The sequence below is a fragment of the Nocardioides zhouii genome (assembly GCF_004137345.1).
Taxonomy (GTDB): Bacteria; Actinomycetota; Actinomycetes; order Propionibacteriales; family Nocardioidaceae; genus Nocardioides; species Nocardioides zhouii.
On record NZ_SDWV01000034.1, the window covers coordinates 1 to 14,140 of the forward strand.

A 14,140-nucleotide genomic window follows, 5' to 3' on the forward strand; every position below is an offset into this window, starting at 1 on the left:
CACCTTCGCCGACCGCTGGCCGGCAGCAGAGACCTACTAATGGAAACCGCCGGAAACACCGTTACTGAAACAGTCCCAAGCGATCGGTTAAGCATTCGACGAGGGCGATTTGGTAGGCCTCGTTGTCCGCGCGGACGCGGAGGAAGGGTGACTCCGGCTGTGCCGCAAGAAGCGAGTTGTTGATGACCCACGCCCACGGGTGGATGCCCGCGCGTTCCAGATCCTGCTGAAGGACCCGTGCTTCTGCGACCGGGGTCGGCTCGGCGAGGGTAATGAGCAGAATCTTGGTCTGACCCGGGTCCTGAAGTCGCATCAGCGGGGTCGTGTAGGGCATCGCGTCGCCCATCTGACGGACCACGTCGCGATGGTAGGAACCGGCCGCATCAAGGAGCAGCAAGGTGTGGCCGGTGGGCGCGGTGTCGACGACAACGAACTCGTTCCGTGACTCGTGCACGGCCTTCGAGAACTGCTGGAGGACCGCAACTTCTTCGGTACAGGGCGAAAGCAGGTCCTCAGCAAGGTTGCGTCGCCCGGCCTCGTCGAGGTGTTTGCCTTTGGTGGCCATCACCCGGTGGCGGTACTCCCTGGTCGCCTCGGCCGGGTCGATGCGCGAGACCCGCAAGCCCGCCACGGCGCCGTGCAGGGTCTCTTCCAGGTGGGCTGCAGGATCGGTCGTGGTCAGGTGCACCGGGTGCCCGCGGTGGGCGAGGTCGACGGCGATCGCGGCGGCAATGGTGGTCTTCCCGGCCCCGCCCTTGCCCATGCAGAGCACCAGGCCGTGCGCGTCGATCTCGATCTCATCGACGAGTGCCGCCAGTGGGCCCGGAAGGGTCACCTCGGAGGCCTCAGAGTCGCCGACGAATTCAGGTGTCTCCTCGCTCAACAAGGACCGAAGCGCTGGCAGGCCGACCATGTTCGTGGGTCGTAGCCCGATAACGTCGCGGGTCAGGGCTGCGACGCCGACGGGCATCGCTGCCAAGGCAGCGGTCTCCCGGGCACGCACGGCCGCGGCGAGGTCCTCGATCCCGGCCTCAGGTGGCAGGACGCCGTTGATGACCACATGGGTGGCATGGATGCCGATCTGACAAAGCTCGTCGTTGGTCCGTGCGATCTCCTTCAGCGAGGAGGTCTGTGCGCGTGCGACCAGGACCAGTCGGGTGCGGGCCGGGTTCTTCAGGGCGTCGACGGCTGCGGCGTAGGTCGAGCGCCGCTTGTCCAAGCCCGCGAGCGGACCCAGGCAGGACGCGTCACCCTTTCCGGCTTGGAGGAAATCGGTCCACGAGCCAGGGAGCTGGAGCAGTCGGACGGTGTGACCGGTGGGGGCGGTGTCGAACAGAACGTGGTCGTATCCGCCGTACAGTGCTGGGTCGGCCAGGAAGGAGGTGAACTCGTTGAACGAGGCGATCTCGATCGTGCAGGACCCCGAGAGCTGCTCGGTGATCGACGCGAGCTCCTTGTCGGGAAGCAGCCCGCGGACGGGGCCGATGATCCGTTCCCGATAGGCCTCAGCCGCCTGCTCCGGGTCAATCTCGAGCGCCGAGAGCCCGGGGACGGACTCGATCGCGGTGATGGTGTTCCCGATGACGACGTCCGAGGACTTGGCCGACGTTGGAGGCCGGGTCTGTGCTGATCAGCAGGACTCGCTTGCCTTGCCCGGCCAGCGTGACCGCGGTGGCGCAGGCCACCGACGTCTTGCCCACGCCGCCCTTGCCTGTGAAGAACAGGAACGGGGGAGCATTCTCAAGGAATCGCACGATCAGCAGCATCCCGTCGGGCCACAGCCGGTCGCTTCCGCGACCGTGAGCTCGGTCGCTCCCGCCGGCACCGCGACCGGCGCCTGCGTGAGAATCGGAGTGAGACCGGTGTATCGGAGCAACTGGCCACGCGTGGGGTAGGCGCCGGTCAGGACGGTGACCCCGTTCACGGTCGTCAGCGGCAGACCTACAGAGCCGGCGACCTCCAGGAACGAGCTAACCGAGTCCTGCGAGGCAAAGGCGAGCGGGTCGTTAGCCAGATTGTGCCGGGCGATGTCGGCTCCTTGCTCGATCAGGTGGTTGAGGTCGGCCGTGAACTCGACGAGACATTGGTCGACGTCCTCACCGCAAACGCCGGTGTTGCAGCACAGAGCCGGTTCGTAGACATGGACGCTGGGCACGTGGGTCTCCTCAGGTTCGTTGGTAGCGCTGCGGTGTCGCGCATGCGGGGGCTTGATCGCTCGCGGGAAGGTGCTGCTGATGATGCCTGCGACGTCCGCAATGACACCGTCCAGTGGCCTCGAAGTTGGGCCTGAGACGTGTCCCCCACGTGGACGATCTGGCCGGGTTCATCAGATGAAGAGCATTTGAGCTCCTGCGGTCTTCTCGATGAAGTCACTGGCGCTGATGATTGCCTCGACTTCCTCGTAGAGATCGTCCTCCGTCAGGTGGTTCATGTCCGCGGACATGCGGCAGGCCCACAGGTGTCCGCCCGAGGCCACGATCTGCTCCAGGAACTCCGGGACCTCGGGTACGTCGAGGTCGGCGATCGACTTCTTTAGCTTCGAAGTCGCCATGGCGGTCATGCCGGGGAGCCCTCCGAGGCCCTGAGGCATATGAGTCGCCGTGTTGCCCAGCATCGTGAACTTCAGGTCACCCATCGTCTTCTTGTTGATCATGTCGAAACCCCAGAAGGTGAAGAACAAGTGGGTCTCGACCCCTTCGCCCAGTGCCGCGTTAGCCAGGATGAGCCCGGGGTAGGCCATGTCCAGACTGCCCTTGGAACAGATGATGGCGAGCTTGCGTCCCGCATGTTCTTCGCTGTCGAAGCTGGGAACGATGAGGGGTGCGATTTCGGTGGTCATGATGATTCTTCCCTTGTAGTAGGTGGGTGGGGCGGCGGTCAGACGCAGCCGTGGGGCTTGGGCAACCCGGAGACATACGCCATCTTCTTGGCCGGCTTCTGGGGGAAAAGGGCGAAGAGCTTCTTGACGGGGATGCCACCGCGGGTGGAGACGCGGCGCAGGGTCGCGGTCTCGCCCTGTTCGGCGAAGTCGGTGCGCAGGAACCGGATGGCATTCCAGTGCTCATCGGTAAGAGTGATGCCGATGGCGGTGGCTAGGGCCTTGCCGAGGTCCTCGTCCCACTCGCTTGGATCGGTGAGGAAGCCTTCCTCGTCGACCTGGATCGGGCGGCCGTCGAGCGTGATGACAGACATTGCTACATCTCCTTCTGGTGGGTCGCGGCGGCCTTTTTGCCGATCATCGACATGTGGGCCGGCAGCGGAAGCGGTCGGCCAGGGAGCAGCACGTTCCAATAGATCCAGCGGAACGCCAGCTTGCCGAGGTGGTTGCGCCGGGTCTCCTTGAGCAGGGCCATAGGCCCGGCCACAGGCAGGGGGTAGGTGCCGGTGAGCGGCTCGGTGTCGTAGTTGAAGTCGATCAGCAGTCCCTTGCCGTCGCCGGACTCGATGAAGCAGTTGGCGTGGCCGTCGAAGGAGCCGGTCATCGGCTCACCGGCGACGAGCTGCAGGAAGTTGTCGACAAAGATCTCCACGGAGAAGTGCGCCACCGACCCGGCCTTGGAGGTCGGGATGTCGGAGGAGTCACCGACGGCGAAGATGTTGGTAAACGCCTTGGACTGCAAGGTGTGCTGGTCGACCGGGACGTAGTTGAGCTCATCACCCAGGCCGGAGCGCTCGACGAAGTCGGCACCCATGTTGAGCGGCACCGTGACGAGCAGGTCAAAGGGAACCTCGCGCTCGTCGTAGGAGACGAGGACCTTGCGCTCGACATCGATGCGTTCGACCAGGAAGTCGGACTCGACGAGAATCTTGCGCTCCTCCAGCATCGACCCGAGGTGCTCGGAGGCGACCGGCTTGGTGAAGGCGCCCGGCAGCGGTGTCACGTAGACGAGCTCCACGCGGTCACGCAGGCCCTTCTCGCGCAGCCACGCTTCTGCCAGGAAGGTGAACTCCAAGGGGGCGACCGGGCACTTGATCGGCATCTCGGTGATGTGCACGACGAGCCTGCCGTGGTCGAAGTCCTGGAGGGCTGCGGCCAGTGCCTGGGCTCCTTCGAAGGTGTAGAAGTCGAAGATGCTGCGACGCCACTCGGCCCCGAGCATCCCGTGCGTCTGGTCCGGCCGCGGGGAGGTGCCGGAGGCGATCACCAGGTAGTCGTAACGCAGGGTCTGGCCATCGGTCAGTGTCACGGTGTCGGTCGCCCCGTCGACCCGGTCGACCTCACCAACGACGAAGTCGACTCCGGTGGGGAGGAGGGAACGGCGTGAGCGGTGGATCTGGTCAGCGGAATAGGTCCCGAACGGGAGGAAAAGGTAGCCCGGCTGGTAGGGGTGGGCGTCGTCGCGGTCAACGACCGTGATGTCCCACTCGGTGGCGTCCAGCTTTCGGCGCAACTTGTTGACGATCATCGTGCCCGCCGTACCCGCACCAAGAACCAACAGTTGCCGCTTCACAGCCACTCCTTCGCCGCATGGAACAGGTCTTGTCCCATCTCCACGCTAGGAGTCGCTGGGGCCAGCAGGCAGAGTCGAACGTCCCAGGTCGGGAGGACCGTTGTCGTTGACGGACCGCGAGGTCTCCTCGAACGTCCGGTCAGCGCTCAAGCGCGCTTATGCGAGGGCCGAGCGACCTCATGCCTGACTCTAGCGGCGGACAGCGACCTGCTTGCGAGGCCGGGCCCGCCGCCCTTTGCTGCCTCTAGACCACGCCCTAGGGGCATCGAGATGACGATGCACCTGCGGGTCAACCCCGATCACCTGCGCCGCCCACGGCTATGCGCCGAGCTGTTCCCGGAAGGGGTCGGCCTCTACGAGTGGGGTTACCCGATCATTAGGATGCCCCGTCACGAGCTCACCGCGTCAGACGCGCGGTCGCCCAGTGCCCCACGCTTGCCTTGCGGTTGGGGGTCTTGATCGCAAGACCCTCGAGCCGGGCGGGTTCGTCCCGGGCCATAGGTCCCACATGCAAGCGACTCTTTGCCCTGTTCCCCTTGTCAGGAGGGCCCAAGCCGTTGACGTGACCTGATATCAGACAGGTCGGTTTCGGGTCGCTGGCCGTGCTTCTTGGCAACTGCGGCAGCGTGACCTAGTCGAGTTCGCCCCCATTCCCGGGAGCAGGCTTTCGCAGCGTCAACCTAAGGAACGTCGATGTTCGACACATTCAATGGCCTCCCGCTGCACCCGCTCATCGTCCACGGCGTCGTGGTGCTACTCCCGCTGGCCATCGTGGGCACGGTGGCGATAGCTCTGCGTCCCGCGTGGCGTACGCGCTACGGCTTCCTTGTCGTCGGGGCGGCTCTGGCGGCGACGGCGATGATCCCGGTGGCGACGTCCAGCGGGGAGGCCTTGGAGAAGCGGGTTGGTGACCCGGGGGAGCACGCCGAGCTGGGGGACCAGCTGCTCTGGTTCGCCGTGGCCCTGCTTCTGACTTCTGCGCTGCTGGTCTTCTTGCAATGGCGTGCCGAGCGCGTCGCTGCGACCAGTGGCGACTTCACCGGTGACACCATGCGTGACTTCACGGCCGTTACGGGCGAGCACGCAAGCGGTATTCGCACACTGAGCCGTACCCCGACCCACACCACGAGTCGCACCACGAGCCGTCAGCTGAGCACGGTCGCTGTGCTGGCCGTGATCGCGGCCGTCGCCTGTGGCGTGCAGGTCTACCGCGTGGGTGACTCCGGTGCCCGCGCTGCTTGGGGCGACACGCCGGCCTCGAGCAGCGGCAAGTGAGCGCATCGATCCTCGCCGACCACCCGGGGGAGGCCCACTGGGGCAGCATGGCTCCCCGTCTCAATTGGCTACGAGCCGGCGTCCTGGGCGCCAACGACGGGATCGTCTCGACGGCCGGACTCGTCGTCGGTGTAGCTGGCGCCACCACTGCTCGCGGCGCGATCTTTACTGCCGGCCTCGCGGGCCTGGTAGCCGGTGCAGTCTCGATGGCGCTCGGCGAGTACATCTCCGTGAGCAGCCAACGCGACAGCGAGCGCGCCCAGCTGGCACTCGAGCGCCGCGAGCTGGAGACGAACCCAGAGCACGAGCTCGTCGAACTCACCGACATGTACCGGGCCAAGGGCCTGAGCGACACCACGGCCCTGCTGGTCGCTACGGAGCTGACTGCCCACGACGTGATGGCAGCCCATGCCGACGCCGAGCTGCACATTGATCCGAACGAGCTCACCAACGCCCGGCACGCCGCCGCTGCCTCCGCGGTGGCATTCACGCTCGGCGCACTGCTTCCGCTGGTCGCGATCCTGCTCGCACCAGGCGCCATCCGTGTACCGGTCACGGTTGTGGTGGTACTCGTCGCTCTGGCCCTGACCGGCGTCCTCAGCTCTCGAATCGGGGGGAGCCGCGCCCGGATCGCGGTCATCCGCGTTGTCGCAGGTGGCGCGGCCGGTCTGGCTCTGACCTATGCCATCGGCAGGCTGTTCGGCACTGCGCTTACATAGGGCTGGTTGGGCTGCCTGGCCGCCCAAGAGTGGTCTACTATATGCGCATGCATGCAGATAGTGAGAAAGTGGGGTGCCTGCCTGCCGAGCAGGCGGAGTTGGCGGCCGTGGTGTTCCGGATGCTCGCCGATTCCACCCGGGTGCGGCTGCTCTGGTCGATGCTCGACCAGGAGCTCTCGGTGAACGAGCTCGCGGCGCTGGTGGGGAAGCCCTCGCCCTCGGTCTCGCAGCATCTGGCCAAGCTCCGGTTAGCGCGACTGGTGCACACGCGCCGCGAAGGCACACAGGTCTTCTACCGGGTCGAGAACGACCATGTCGCGCGGCTGGTCCGCGACGCCGTCTTCAACGCTGAGCACGCCGGCCCGGGCGTGCCGAGGCACCACCATGATGAGGCGACCCCTCTGCGAGCGGCACCACGCGGGGGAGCGAAGTGAGCTCCCAGGATCCCGGTCACGACCACCAGCGCACCGCCGCGGGCCACCACGACCACGACCATGGCGGTCACGACCACGGCGAGCACCGGGGCCTGCGCGGCCGCATCGACCACCTGTTGCGCCCCCACTCCCACGATGCCGCCGACTCCCTCGACCACGCCCTGGAGTCCAGCGCACAGGGCATCCGCACAGTGAAGATCAGCCTCGTCGCGCTCGGCGCGACCGCCCTCGCAGAGCTCGCGGTGGTGGCCATCTCCGGGTCGGTGGCGCTTCTGGCTGACACCATCCACAACTTCTCCGACGCCCTGACCGCCCTGCCGCTCTGGCTCGCCTTCGCGATCGGCCGCCGGGCACCCACGCGTCGCTACACCTACGGCTTCGGGCGAGCCGAAGACCTGGCCGGACTCTTCGTCGTCGCCATGATCGCTCTATCCGCAGTCGTCGCAGGCTACGAGTCCGTCACTCGACTGATCCACCCCCAACCCGTCGACCACCTCGCCTGGGTTGCGCTGGCCGGACTCGTCGGATTCCTCGGCAACGAGGCCGTCGCGATCTTCCGAATCCGGGTCGGTCGCCAGATCGGATCGGCCGCCCTCGTCGCGGACGGCCTGCACGCCCGCACGGACGGATTCACCTCACTAGCCGTCGTCCTCGGTGCCGCAGGGGTCGCCGCCGGGTGGCAAGCCGCCGACCCGATCATCGGCTTGCTCATCACCGTCGCCATCCTGGCCGTCCTGGTGACCGCGACGCGCGACATCTTCCGCCGACTGATGGACGCCGTCGACCCCGCCATGATCGACGCCGCCGAATCCAGCCTGAAAGCGATCCCCGGCGTCGTCACGGTTCGTCGCGTCAGGATGCGTTGGATCGGCCACGAGATCCACGCCGACGCCGACCTCGACATAGACAGCTCGACCTCGCTCGCCGCGGCTCACCAGCTCGCCCACGTTGCGGAGCAGCAACTCACTCACGCCGTCCCCAAGCTGTCCAGTGCCGTGGTCCACGCCTATCCCGCGAGACATGGTTGACCAATGCCTCGGTCGTAGACCAGGCCTCACTCCATGTCCTGTTGGGTCGGCTGCAGGAGCTGCGCTCGCGCCGGAACCAATCACCTACGACGAGGGCTCGGTGTCGCAGCTCGTCGGCCTCGAACACCTTCAGGCACCCTGCCGATCACTCGTAATCCTCAGGCGAGGGAGAGGAAGAGCTTCTCCATCTTCTTGACGTCGACGCTGTCGATGCCGTCGCCGGTGGCGAGGCATTGCTGGAGGCCGGCAGCAACGATGGCGAAGCCGGCCTTGTCGAGTGCTTTGGAGACGGCCGCGAGCTGCGTGACGACGTCCTCGCAATCACGACCTTCCTCGAGCATCCGCACGACGCCGTCGAGCTGACCGCGGGCGCGCTTGATCCGGTTGACGACGGGCGTCATCTCGCTGGGGTCGAGCTCCACGTCAGTGCTCCTCGGCGAGAGCGGCCAGGGCCGCGGCCAGACGGATCCCGGCCTCTGCTGCGATCTGCTCCAACCCAGGAGCGATCTGCGTCATGACGGCGGGGTCGAACGCCTCGACGACACAGGTGTCCTCGCCCACAGATCGTACGACGACGTTGCACGGCAGCATCGCCGCGACCGACGGGTCGACCTGAAGAGCCGCATAGGCCAAAGGTGGCCTGCACGCACCAAGGATGACCTGGGGCGGGAGGTCGACGTCGAGCTTCTCCTTCAGGGTCGCCGCGATGTCGATCTCGGTCAGTACGCCGAAGCCCTGGTCGGCCAGAGCGGCGCGGGTGGCCGCCACGGCATTGTCGTACGACAGGGCCACGGTGGTGCTCAACGTGAAGGTGCTTGTCGGTGATGTTGTCATGAGACCAATGTACCCCCCCGGGTATTTGGACCTACCATGAATACCCCCTAGGGTATGTCTCATGACGACAACCGCCGCCCGTCCGCACGAAAGCCAGATCGACCCCGACATCGGCTTCCGGCCCGGCCCCCTGGGTCTGTTGGGCGTGTGGGTGATCGACCACGCCCGGCTCACCACCGCCGTCTGGCTGCTGCTCATCGTCGGCCTCGGCATCTTCGCCCCGCGGGTCGAGTCCGAGCTCTCCGGCGCGGGCTGGCAGGCCAACGGCTCTGACTCCGTCACAGCGCGCGAGCTGGCCCAGGAGCACTTCGGCGGCAACGCCTCCACCGCGATCCAGGTCGTGGTGCACTCCACGAACGGCCCGGTCACGGAAGGGGCCGGCAAGCAGGTGCTCGCTGAGGCCACGGCGATGCTTCAGCAGGATCTCCGGATCGCGGACGTGGTCCAACCCCAGCGCGGCGCGACGCTGAGCCAGGACGGCACCACCGCCGTCCTTCTGGCGGGAGCAGCCTCGGACCCCAACGAGATGGTGCGGGTCGCCGATGACCTCAAGGCGCCGTTGCAGGGGCTGTCCACGGGTGGGGTCCAGGTCAATCCGACGGGCGCCTCGCTGCTGTGGTCGGACTTCAACGAGGCCAACCTGTCGGCGATGATGAAGTCGGAGATGGTCTCCTGGCCGGTGACGCTGGCGATCCTTGTGCTGGCCTTCGGTGCGCTGGTCGCCGCCGGCCTGCCGCTGATCCTCACGCTCGCCGGCCTCGTCGCGTCAGCCGGATCGCTGGTCCTGATCAACCACCTCGTCCCGATCTCCATCTGGGCGATGAACTTCGCGATGATGTTCGCGCTCGCTCTCGGCATCGACTACGCCCTCTTCATCGTGGCGCGCTTCCGGGCCGCCCGGATGGGCCACCACGAGAGCCCACGGCAGGCGATCGCCGAGACCATGGACACCGCGGGCAAGGCAGTGTTGCTGTCCGGGGCGACCGTGCTGATCTCGCTGTCGGCCGTGATGCTGGTGCCGTCCCCCTCCTTCCGCTCGATGGCCGGCGGGATCATGCTCGCCGTCGTCTTCGTCCTCGCAGCGACCCTGACCCTCCTTCCGGTGGTCCTGGCCAAGCTCGACCAGCGCATCAACAAGCTCGCCCTGCCGTGGGTGCACGCCGGTGAGCACCGCTCGGCGAAGTTCGCTGCTTGGGGCGAGCGGCTCTGGAAGCGTCCACTGCTGTGGGGCCTCGCGTCGCTGGTCGTTCTGCTCGCGCTGGCCGCCCCGATCGTCGGTCTCAAGACCGCCATGCCCTCGATCAAGGTCCTGCCCGAGACCGCCAGCGCCCGCGTTGGCTACGACCAGGTCCAGGCCTCCTTCGGTGCGGGCGCTCCCGGCGCCCTCCAGGTCGTCGTCCCCCAGGACGATGCCGACACCGCTGCAGCGGTCCTGAGCAGCGACTCCGGCATCGCCGGCGCAATGCCCGCGATCGTCGCCGCGGACGGATCGTCGTACGTCCTGATCCAGGCGGTGCCCACGGTAGACCCGTCTGACCCGGCACTGGGTGACACGGTGAACCGGCTCCGCGCCGACCTCCCCTCGAGCGCGGTGGTCGGAGGAGCGGCAGTCGAGAACCTGGACCTCAAGGCCCAGCTCGATGCCTCCACCCCGCTGGTGATCGGAGTGATCCTGGCGCTGGGCTTCCTCCTGCTGCTGGTTGCGCTCCAGGCGCCCCTGATCGCACTTCTCGGCACCTTGGCCAGCCTGCTCTCGACCGCAGCAGCGTTCGGAGTGGCCCGACTCGTATTCCAGGAGGGTTGGGGATCAGGTTTCATGGGGTTCGAGCCGCAGGGCTTCCTCGACGCCTGGGCACCGGTGTTCTTCTTCGCGATGATCTTCGCGATCGCCATGGACTACACGGTGTTCCTCCTTGCCTCCGCCAAAGAGCACTACGAGCACTCGGGCGACCCGAAGGACGCCATGGTCGGCTCGCTGGCCCACTCGGGCCGAGTGATCTTCGCCGCCGGTGTGGTCATGGTCGCGGTGTTCTTCACGTTCGCCCTGTCCGGGCCGCTGCCGCCCAAGGAGATGGGCATCGTCCTCGGCGTCGCCGTGCTGCTCGATGCATTCCTGGTGCGACTCGTCCTGCTCCCGGTGCTGCTGCGGCTGACGGGACGGGCCGCCTGGTGGGCCCCGGCCTGGCTAACCCGCGTCCTGCCCGACATCCGGTTCTCCCACAACTGACCACCCCCACGAAGAAGGAGCCACAGATCATGTGCCATGCAGTCACCTGCAAGACCTGCGCCAAACCGACCTGGGCAGGTTGCGGTCGCCACGTCGAGCGCGCCCTGGCGGGGGTCCCCACGTCCGACCGCTGTCCCGGGCACCCCAAGACGGAGAGCCAGAGTCGCTTCGGACGCTTCTTCGGTGGCCGGTCATGAACCTCGACCGGGCCGTCCTCGCGTTCGCGGGAACCGTCATCCTCCTCAGCGTGCTGCTCACGGTCGCGGTGTCGACCTGGTGGCTCCTGCTGACCGCCTTCGTCGGGCTCAACCTGATCCAGTCGAGCCTCACTGGCTTCTGCCCGGCAGCAATCGTCCTACGGCGGCTCGGCGTGCCCAACGGATGCGCCTTCAACTCGCAGCATCAGGTGGCAGCACGCTGAGCCGCCACCACACGCGATCCGACCACCACTGACCACCCGCACCCACCAGGAAGGCACCACCGTGACCACCACCACTACTGGGCAAGCCCATGGCAATGACGTCCTCGAAGCACTCAGCCCGCTGCACCGGGAGCTGCGCCGCGCCGTACCGGATGTCTACAAGGGCTTCCGCGAGCTCCACAAAGCCGCCTTCGCACCCGGTGCCCTGGACCAGCGCACCAAAGAGTTGATCGCGCTCGCCATCGGCGTCGTCGAAGGATGCGACGGCTGCATCGCCTCCCACGCCCAGGCAGCAGCCCGGGCCGGCGCCACCAAGCAGGAGGCCGCCGAGGCCATCGGCGTCACCTTCCTGATGAAGGGCGGCCCAGCAACCATCCACGGTCCGCGCGCCTACGACGCGTTCTGCGAGTTCGCCGACGCTCTGGCCTGAGCATCGCGATCGCCCTACGCCCGGAACGTGGCCGCCCGCGAGCAGCCGCCGCCAGCGGCCCGGACCTCGGCGATATCCACAACGAGCGCCGAGACGTCTCCCTCGAACGACTGCACCGCATCGATGGACAGTCGCCTTCAGAGAACCTTCACAGGGAGCCCTCGGGGGCCTTCACTCCACCGATCCATCCTGAAGGTGAACGCCCCTCGAGACACAGCGCGCCGAACAGAGTCCGCATTCCTCGAGACCAATGTCAGGAGGTAGTCATGTCGGACAACAAGGTGCTGTACGCAATCGCCATCATCGCTGGAGCGGGCATCGCGATCTGGGCGGGCCTACTTCCCATCTTCCTGCTGTTCATCGCGTGCCCCATCGCGATGATGTTCATGATGGGTGGGATGAGCGGAATGGGTGGGATGCACGGCAGCAACGACGCCCAAGTCGTTTTCCAGCGGCAAGGAGCAGGACGCTCCGACGATTCCCCACGCCGAGTACCCCCACGGATCACCCGACCGTACCGATCGCCCCTGACGCAGTCGCCTTTCGTCGGTGCCGCCAGCGCATCCGAGCAGACCTCAGAAGACGACTGCTAGTCGGCAGAAGGCTGATCGCTCTCGAACGCCGCCCGCATCCGTAAGTCCCGGGAGGGATCGCTCGTGGCGCAACATGACGTCAACCGGACGCGGCCCGACAAGGCGCCGATGACGAGCCCGACGAGCGGCAGCGCGATCAGGATGACGATGACGATCTCCATGAGAGTCCAGTCTGCAACGAGGCGATCGAGTGCGAGCCACGTGGTCAGGACCGGTAGTTCAGGGAGATCATCATGCCTGCTTCGGCGTGGTAGATGTTGTGGCAGTGCGTCATCCAGTTGCCGGGGTTGTCGGCCTGCAGGTCCACCGCCAGCGCGGACATCGGCTTGACTAGGACGGTGTCCTTCCTCAGCCCACTGGGCAGCGCGAAGGTGTGACCGTGGATGTGCATCGGGTGGGTCATCTGAGTCATGTTCATCATCTGGAGGCGGACCCGGTCACCGCCGTTGACCAGGAGCGGGTCGTTCTTGCCGTAGGGGGCGCCGTTGATGGCCCACCGGTACGGCATCATCTGGCCGCTGAGATGGACCATCTGGTTGGAGTCCGGTTCCCTGCTCGAAAGCCGCGAGGCCTCAGCGGGGAGTAGCTCGGCGCCTTCGAGGATCGGCCCGTCGAGCTCGGCGGGGTGAACCGTTGCGGCAGGCGCGGCCCCAGAGCTGGTACGGAGCAGCGCCATTGCCTGGCCCTCCTTGCCGTACGGCACGGCGACGAGCGGGAACACTCCGTCGCCGAGGGTGACGGTCGCGTCGTACCGTTCGCCCATCCCGATATAGAGCGCCCCGGTCTCGTGGGGCTGGACCGGGAAGCCGTCCGTGTGGGTAACAGTGAGGCGGTGCCCGCCCAGGGCGACGGTGAAGATCGTGTCGGAACCGGAGTTGATGATGCGGAGGCGGACCCGCTGTCCGGGCTTTGCGCACAGGGTGTCGGGTGCGGTCGGGACGCGGCCGTTGATCAGGTAGTGCGGGTAGGTCACGTCGCCGGCGTCGCCGAAGGGCGGGTTGCCGCCCATGGACATGTGGCCCATGTCCATCCCGCCCATGGAGTCCGAGCTGTCGCCGGATGCCGCGGTGAGATCGGCCAGGACGTCATCGGGGGTTCGTCCGGTGCCGTCGATCCAGTCGTCGAGGACGACCACCCACTCCAGGTCGTAGTTGCCCGGCTCGTGGGGGTCGTCGATGACCAGCGGTGCGTAGAGGCCGCGGTCGAGCTGGACACCGACGTGGGGGTGGTAGAAGTAGGTGCCGGGGTCTGGGGCGGTGAACTCATAGAGGTACGACGAGCCGGCAGCGATCGGGTCCTGGGTGAGGCCGGGGACCCCGTCGGCGATGTTGCGCAGGGCGATGCCGTGCCAGTGCACGGAGGTGTCGGTGGGGAGCTGGTTGTCCACCCGGATCCGCAGCAGATCGCCGGCCGTGGCCCTGATCAGCGGCCCGGGTGCGGTGTCGCCGAAGGCCCAGGTGTCGACCGTGGTGCCGCCCAGGTCCAGTGATGTCGCCTTGGCGGTCAGCTGGTGCTGCACCACTCGTTGCCCTGCCAGTGGCCGCAGGCGTGCGGGTGCGGCGAAGTTCGTCCGTGTTGTCCCGGGCGCGTTTGAGCATGCGGCTAGGGCGCCGGTGCCGACGACCGCCAGCCCGCCGAGGAGCAGGCCACGGCGCGAGATCTCCTGCATGGGTTTCCTCCGAGTCGACGTCCGGGTCTGGGATGGACACCGGAGCTCAGTCACCAGCG

Annotated in this window: 18 protein-coding genes; 8 read left to right on the top strand and 10 right to left on the bottom strand. The window is 66.8% G+C overall.

The annotated features are described in order from the left end of the window. Nucleotides 1-61: 61 nt before the first annotated feature. From arsA to sqr, 6 genes are all read right to left on the bottom strand, one after another. Entirely contained in the window at nucleotides 62-1,582 is a 1,521-nt protein-coding gene (gene arsA, locus EUA94_RS21335; protein ID WP_340640880.1) for an arsenical pump-driving ATPase, read from the bottom strand. Further along, nucleotides 1,524-1,766: an ArsA-related P-loop ATPase gene (locus EUA94_RS23220; RefSeq protein ID WP_277986131.1), complete on the bottom strand. Its 243-nt coding sequence runs from the start codon at nucleotides 1,764-1,766 to the stop codon at nucleotides 1,524-1,526. The genes arsA and EUA94_RS23220 overlap by 59 nt, the downstream gene beginning before the upstream one ends. Next, complete coding sequence (gene arsD, locus EUA94_RS21340) at nucleotides 1,757-2,155, bottom strand: arsenite efflux transporter metallochaperone ArsD (RefSeq protein WP_129428937.1); 399 nt, start codon at nucleotides 2,153-2,155, stop codon at nucleotides 1,757-1,759. The genes EUA94_RS23220 and arsD overlap by 10 nt, the downstream gene beginning before the upstream one ends. 171 nt (nucleotides 2,156-2,326) lie before the next feature. Next, nucleotides 2,327-2,839, bottom strand: coding sequence for a DsrE/DsrF/DrsH-like family protein (locus EUA94_RS21345; RefSeq protein ID WP_129428938.1), 513 nt, complete (start codon nucleotides 2,837-2,839; stop codon nucleotides 2,327-2,329). A gap of 38 nt (nucleotides 2,840-2,877) precedes the next feature. Further along, nucleotides 2,878-3,192 (bottom strand): TusE/DsrC/DsvC family sulfur relay protein, encoded by a 315-nt coding sequence (locus tag EUA94_RS21350; protein ID WP_129428939.1) that lies wholly within the window; start codon nucleotides 3,190-3,192, stop codon nucleotides 2,878-2,880. 2 nt (nucleotides 3,193-3,194) lie between these two features. Next, a complete protein-coding gene (gene sqr / locus EUA94_RS21355; RefSeq protein WP_340640877.1) occupies nucleotides 3,195-4,457 on the bottom strand; it encodes a type III sulfide quinone reductase, selenoprotein subtype in 1,263 nt (420 codons plus the stop codon). Between the two features lie 687 nt (nucleotides 4,458-5,144). On the opposite strand from sqr, the gene EUA94_RS21365 reads away from it, so the two are divergent. From EUA94_RS21365 to EUA94_RS21380, 4 genes are read left to right on the top strand one after another with little or no spacing between them, the layout of a single operon-like run. Then, nucleotides 5,145-5,726 carry a DUF2231 domain-containing protein gene (locus EUA94_RS21365; RefSeq protein WP_129428941.1) on the top strand — a complete coding sequence of 194 codons (582 nt, stop codon included), beginning with the start codon at nucleotides 5,145-5,147 and terminating at the stop codon, nucleotides 5,724-5,726. Then, a complete protein-coding gene (locus EUA94_RS21370; protein WP_242495123.1) occupies nucleotides 5,723-6,445 on the top strand; it encodes a VIT1/CCC1 transporter family protein in 723 nt (240 codons plus the stop codon). The genes EUA94_RS21365 and EUA94_RS21370 overlap by 4 nt, the downstream gene beginning before the upstream one ends. Nucleotides 6,446-6,486: 41 nt before the next feature. Beyond that, a complete protein-coding gene (locus EUA94_RS21375; RefSeq protein ID WP_340640878.1) occupies nucleotides 6,487-6,879 on the top strand; it encodes an ArsR/SmtB family transcription factor in 393 nt (130 codons plus the stop codon). Beyond that, nucleotides 6,876-7,907: a cation diffusion facilitator family transporter gene (locus EUA94_RS21380; RefSeq protein WP_129428942.1), complete on the top strand. Its 1,032-nt coding sequence runs from the start codon at nucleotides 6,876-6,878 to the stop codon at nucleotides 7,905-7,907. Before EUA94_RS21375 ends, EUA94_RS21380 begins: the two co-directional genes overlap by 4 nt. Before the next feature lie 158 nt (nucleotides 7,908-8,065). Here EUA94_RS21380 and EUA94_RS21385 read toward each other — a convergent pair whose 3' ends face one another. Together EUA94_RS21385 and EUA94_RS21390 are read right to left on the bottom strand one after the other, a co-directional pair. Then, the gene (locus EUA94_RS21385; RefSeq protein WP_129428943.1) at nucleotides 8,066-8,329 is read right to left on the bottom strand and encodes a metal-sensitive transcriptional regulator; all 264 of its coding nucleotides are present in this window, start codon (nucleotides 8,327-8,329) and stop codon (nucleotides 8,066-8,068) included. 1 nt (nucleotide 8,330) lies between these two features. Then, entirely contained in the window at nucleotides 8,331-8,741 is a 411-nt protein-coding gene (locus EUA94_RS21390) for a DUF302 domain-containing protein (RefSeq protein ID WP_129428944.1), read from the bottom strand. A 61-nt stretch (nucleotides 8,742-8,802) separates the two neighbouring features. Here EUA94_RS21390 and EUA94_RS21395 point away from each other — a divergent pair, with 61 nt between their 5' ends. The 4 genes from EUA94_RS21395 to EUA94_RS21410 all read left to right on the top strand — a co-directional run bounded on the left by EUA94_RS21395 (nucleotide 8,803) and on the right by EUA94_RS21410 (nucleotide 12,412). Further along, nucleotides 8,803-10,968, top strand: a complete 2,166-nt coding sequence (locus tag EUA94_RS21395; RefSeq protein WP_129428945.1) for an MMPL family transporter — start codon at nucleotides 8,803-8,805, stop codon at nucleotides 10,966-10,968. Between the two features lie 193 nt (nucleotides 10,969-11,161). Further along, nucleotides 11,162-11,389: a YgaP family membrane protein gene (locus EUA94_RS21400; RefSeq protein WP_129428946.1), complete on the top strand. Its 228-nt coding sequence runs from the start codon at nucleotides 11,162-11,164 to the stop codon at nucleotides 11,387-11,389. A gap of 61 nt (nucleotides 11,390-11,450) precedes the next feature. Continuing rightward, the gene (locus EUA94_RS21405) at nucleotides 11,451-11,819 is read left to right on the top strand and encodes a carboxymuconolactone decarboxylase family protein (RefSeq protein WP_129428947.1); all 369 of its coding nucleotides are present in this window, start codon (nucleotides 11,451-11,453) and stop codon (nucleotides 11,817-11,819) included. A gap of 266 nt (nucleotides 11,820-12,085) precedes the next feature. Then, complete coding sequence (locus tag EUA94_RS21410; protein ID WP_129428948.1) at nucleotides 12,086-12,412, top strand: DUF2933 domain-containing protein; 327 nt, start codon at nucleotides 12,086-12,088, stop codon at nucleotides 12,410-12,412. On the opposite strand, the gene EUA94_RS22310 is transcribed toward EUA94_RS21410, so the two are convergent. Both EUA94_RS22310 and EUA94_RS21415 read right to left on the bottom strand, forming a co-directional pair. Beyond that, nucleotides 12,409-12,573 (bottom strand): hypothetical protein, encoded by a 165-nt coding sequence (locus tag EUA94_RS22310; RefSeq protein WP_165357094.1) that lies wholly within the window; start codon nucleotides 12,571-12,573, stop codon nucleotides 12,409-12,411. The genes EUA94_RS21410 and EUA94_RS22310 overlap by 4 nt on opposite strands. 44 nt (nucleotides 12,574-12,617) lie before the next feature. Continuing rightward, the gene (locus EUA94_RS21415; protein ID WP_129428949.1) at nucleotides 12,618-14,081 is read right to left on the bottom strand and encodes a multicopper oxidase family protein; all 1,464 of its coding nucleotides are present in this window, start codon (nucleotides 14,079-14,081) and stop codon (nucleotides 12,618-12,620) included. Nucleotides 14,082-14,140: the final 59 nt, after the last annotated feature.

Coding starts and splice junctions, on each gene's coding strand:
- EUA94_RS21375 (WP_340640878.1), top strand. CDS start 6,487: ATGCGCATGCATGCAGATAGTGAGAAAGTGGGGTGCCTGCCTGCCGAG.
- EUA94_RS21365 (WP_129428941.1), top strand. CDS start 5,145: ATGTTCGACACATTCAATGGCCTCCCGCTGCACCCGCTCATCGTCCAC.
- EUA94_RS21345 (WP_129428938.1), bottom strand. CDS start 2,839: ATGACCACCGAAATCGCACCCCTCATCGTTCCCAGCTTCGACAGCGAA.
- EUA94_RS21400 (WP_129428946.1), top strand. CDS start 11,162: ATGAACCTCGACCGGGCCGTCCTCGCGTTCGCGGGAACCGTCATCCTC.
- EUA94_RS21415 (WP_129428949.1), bottom strand. CDS start 14,081: ATGCAGGAGATCTCGCGCCGTGGCCTGCTCCTCGGCGGGCTGGCGGTC.
- EUA94_RS21350 (WP_129428939.1), bottom strand. CDS start 3,192: ATGTCTGTCATCACGCTCGACGGCCGCCCGATCCAGGTCGACGAGGAA.
- EUA94_RS21395 (WP_129428945.1), top strand. CDS start 8,803: ATGACGACAACCGCCGCCCGTCCGCACGAAAGCCAGATCGACCCCGAC.
- EUA94_RS23220 (WP_277986131.1), bottom strand. CDS start 1,766: ATGCTGCTGATCGTGCGATTCCTTGAGAATGCTCCCCCGTTCCTGTTC.
- EUA94_RS21390 (WP_129428944.1), bottom strand. CDS start 8,741: ATGACAACATCACCGACAAGCACCTTCACGTTGAGCACCACCGTGGCC.
- EUA94_RS22310 (WP_165357094.1), bottom strand. CDS start 12,573: ATGGAGATCGTCATCGTCATCCTGATCGCGCTGCCGCTCGTCGGGCTC.
- EUA94_RS21410 (WP_129428948.1), top strand. CDS start 12,086: ATGTCGGACAACAAGGTGCTGTACGCAATCGCCATCATCGCTGGAGCG.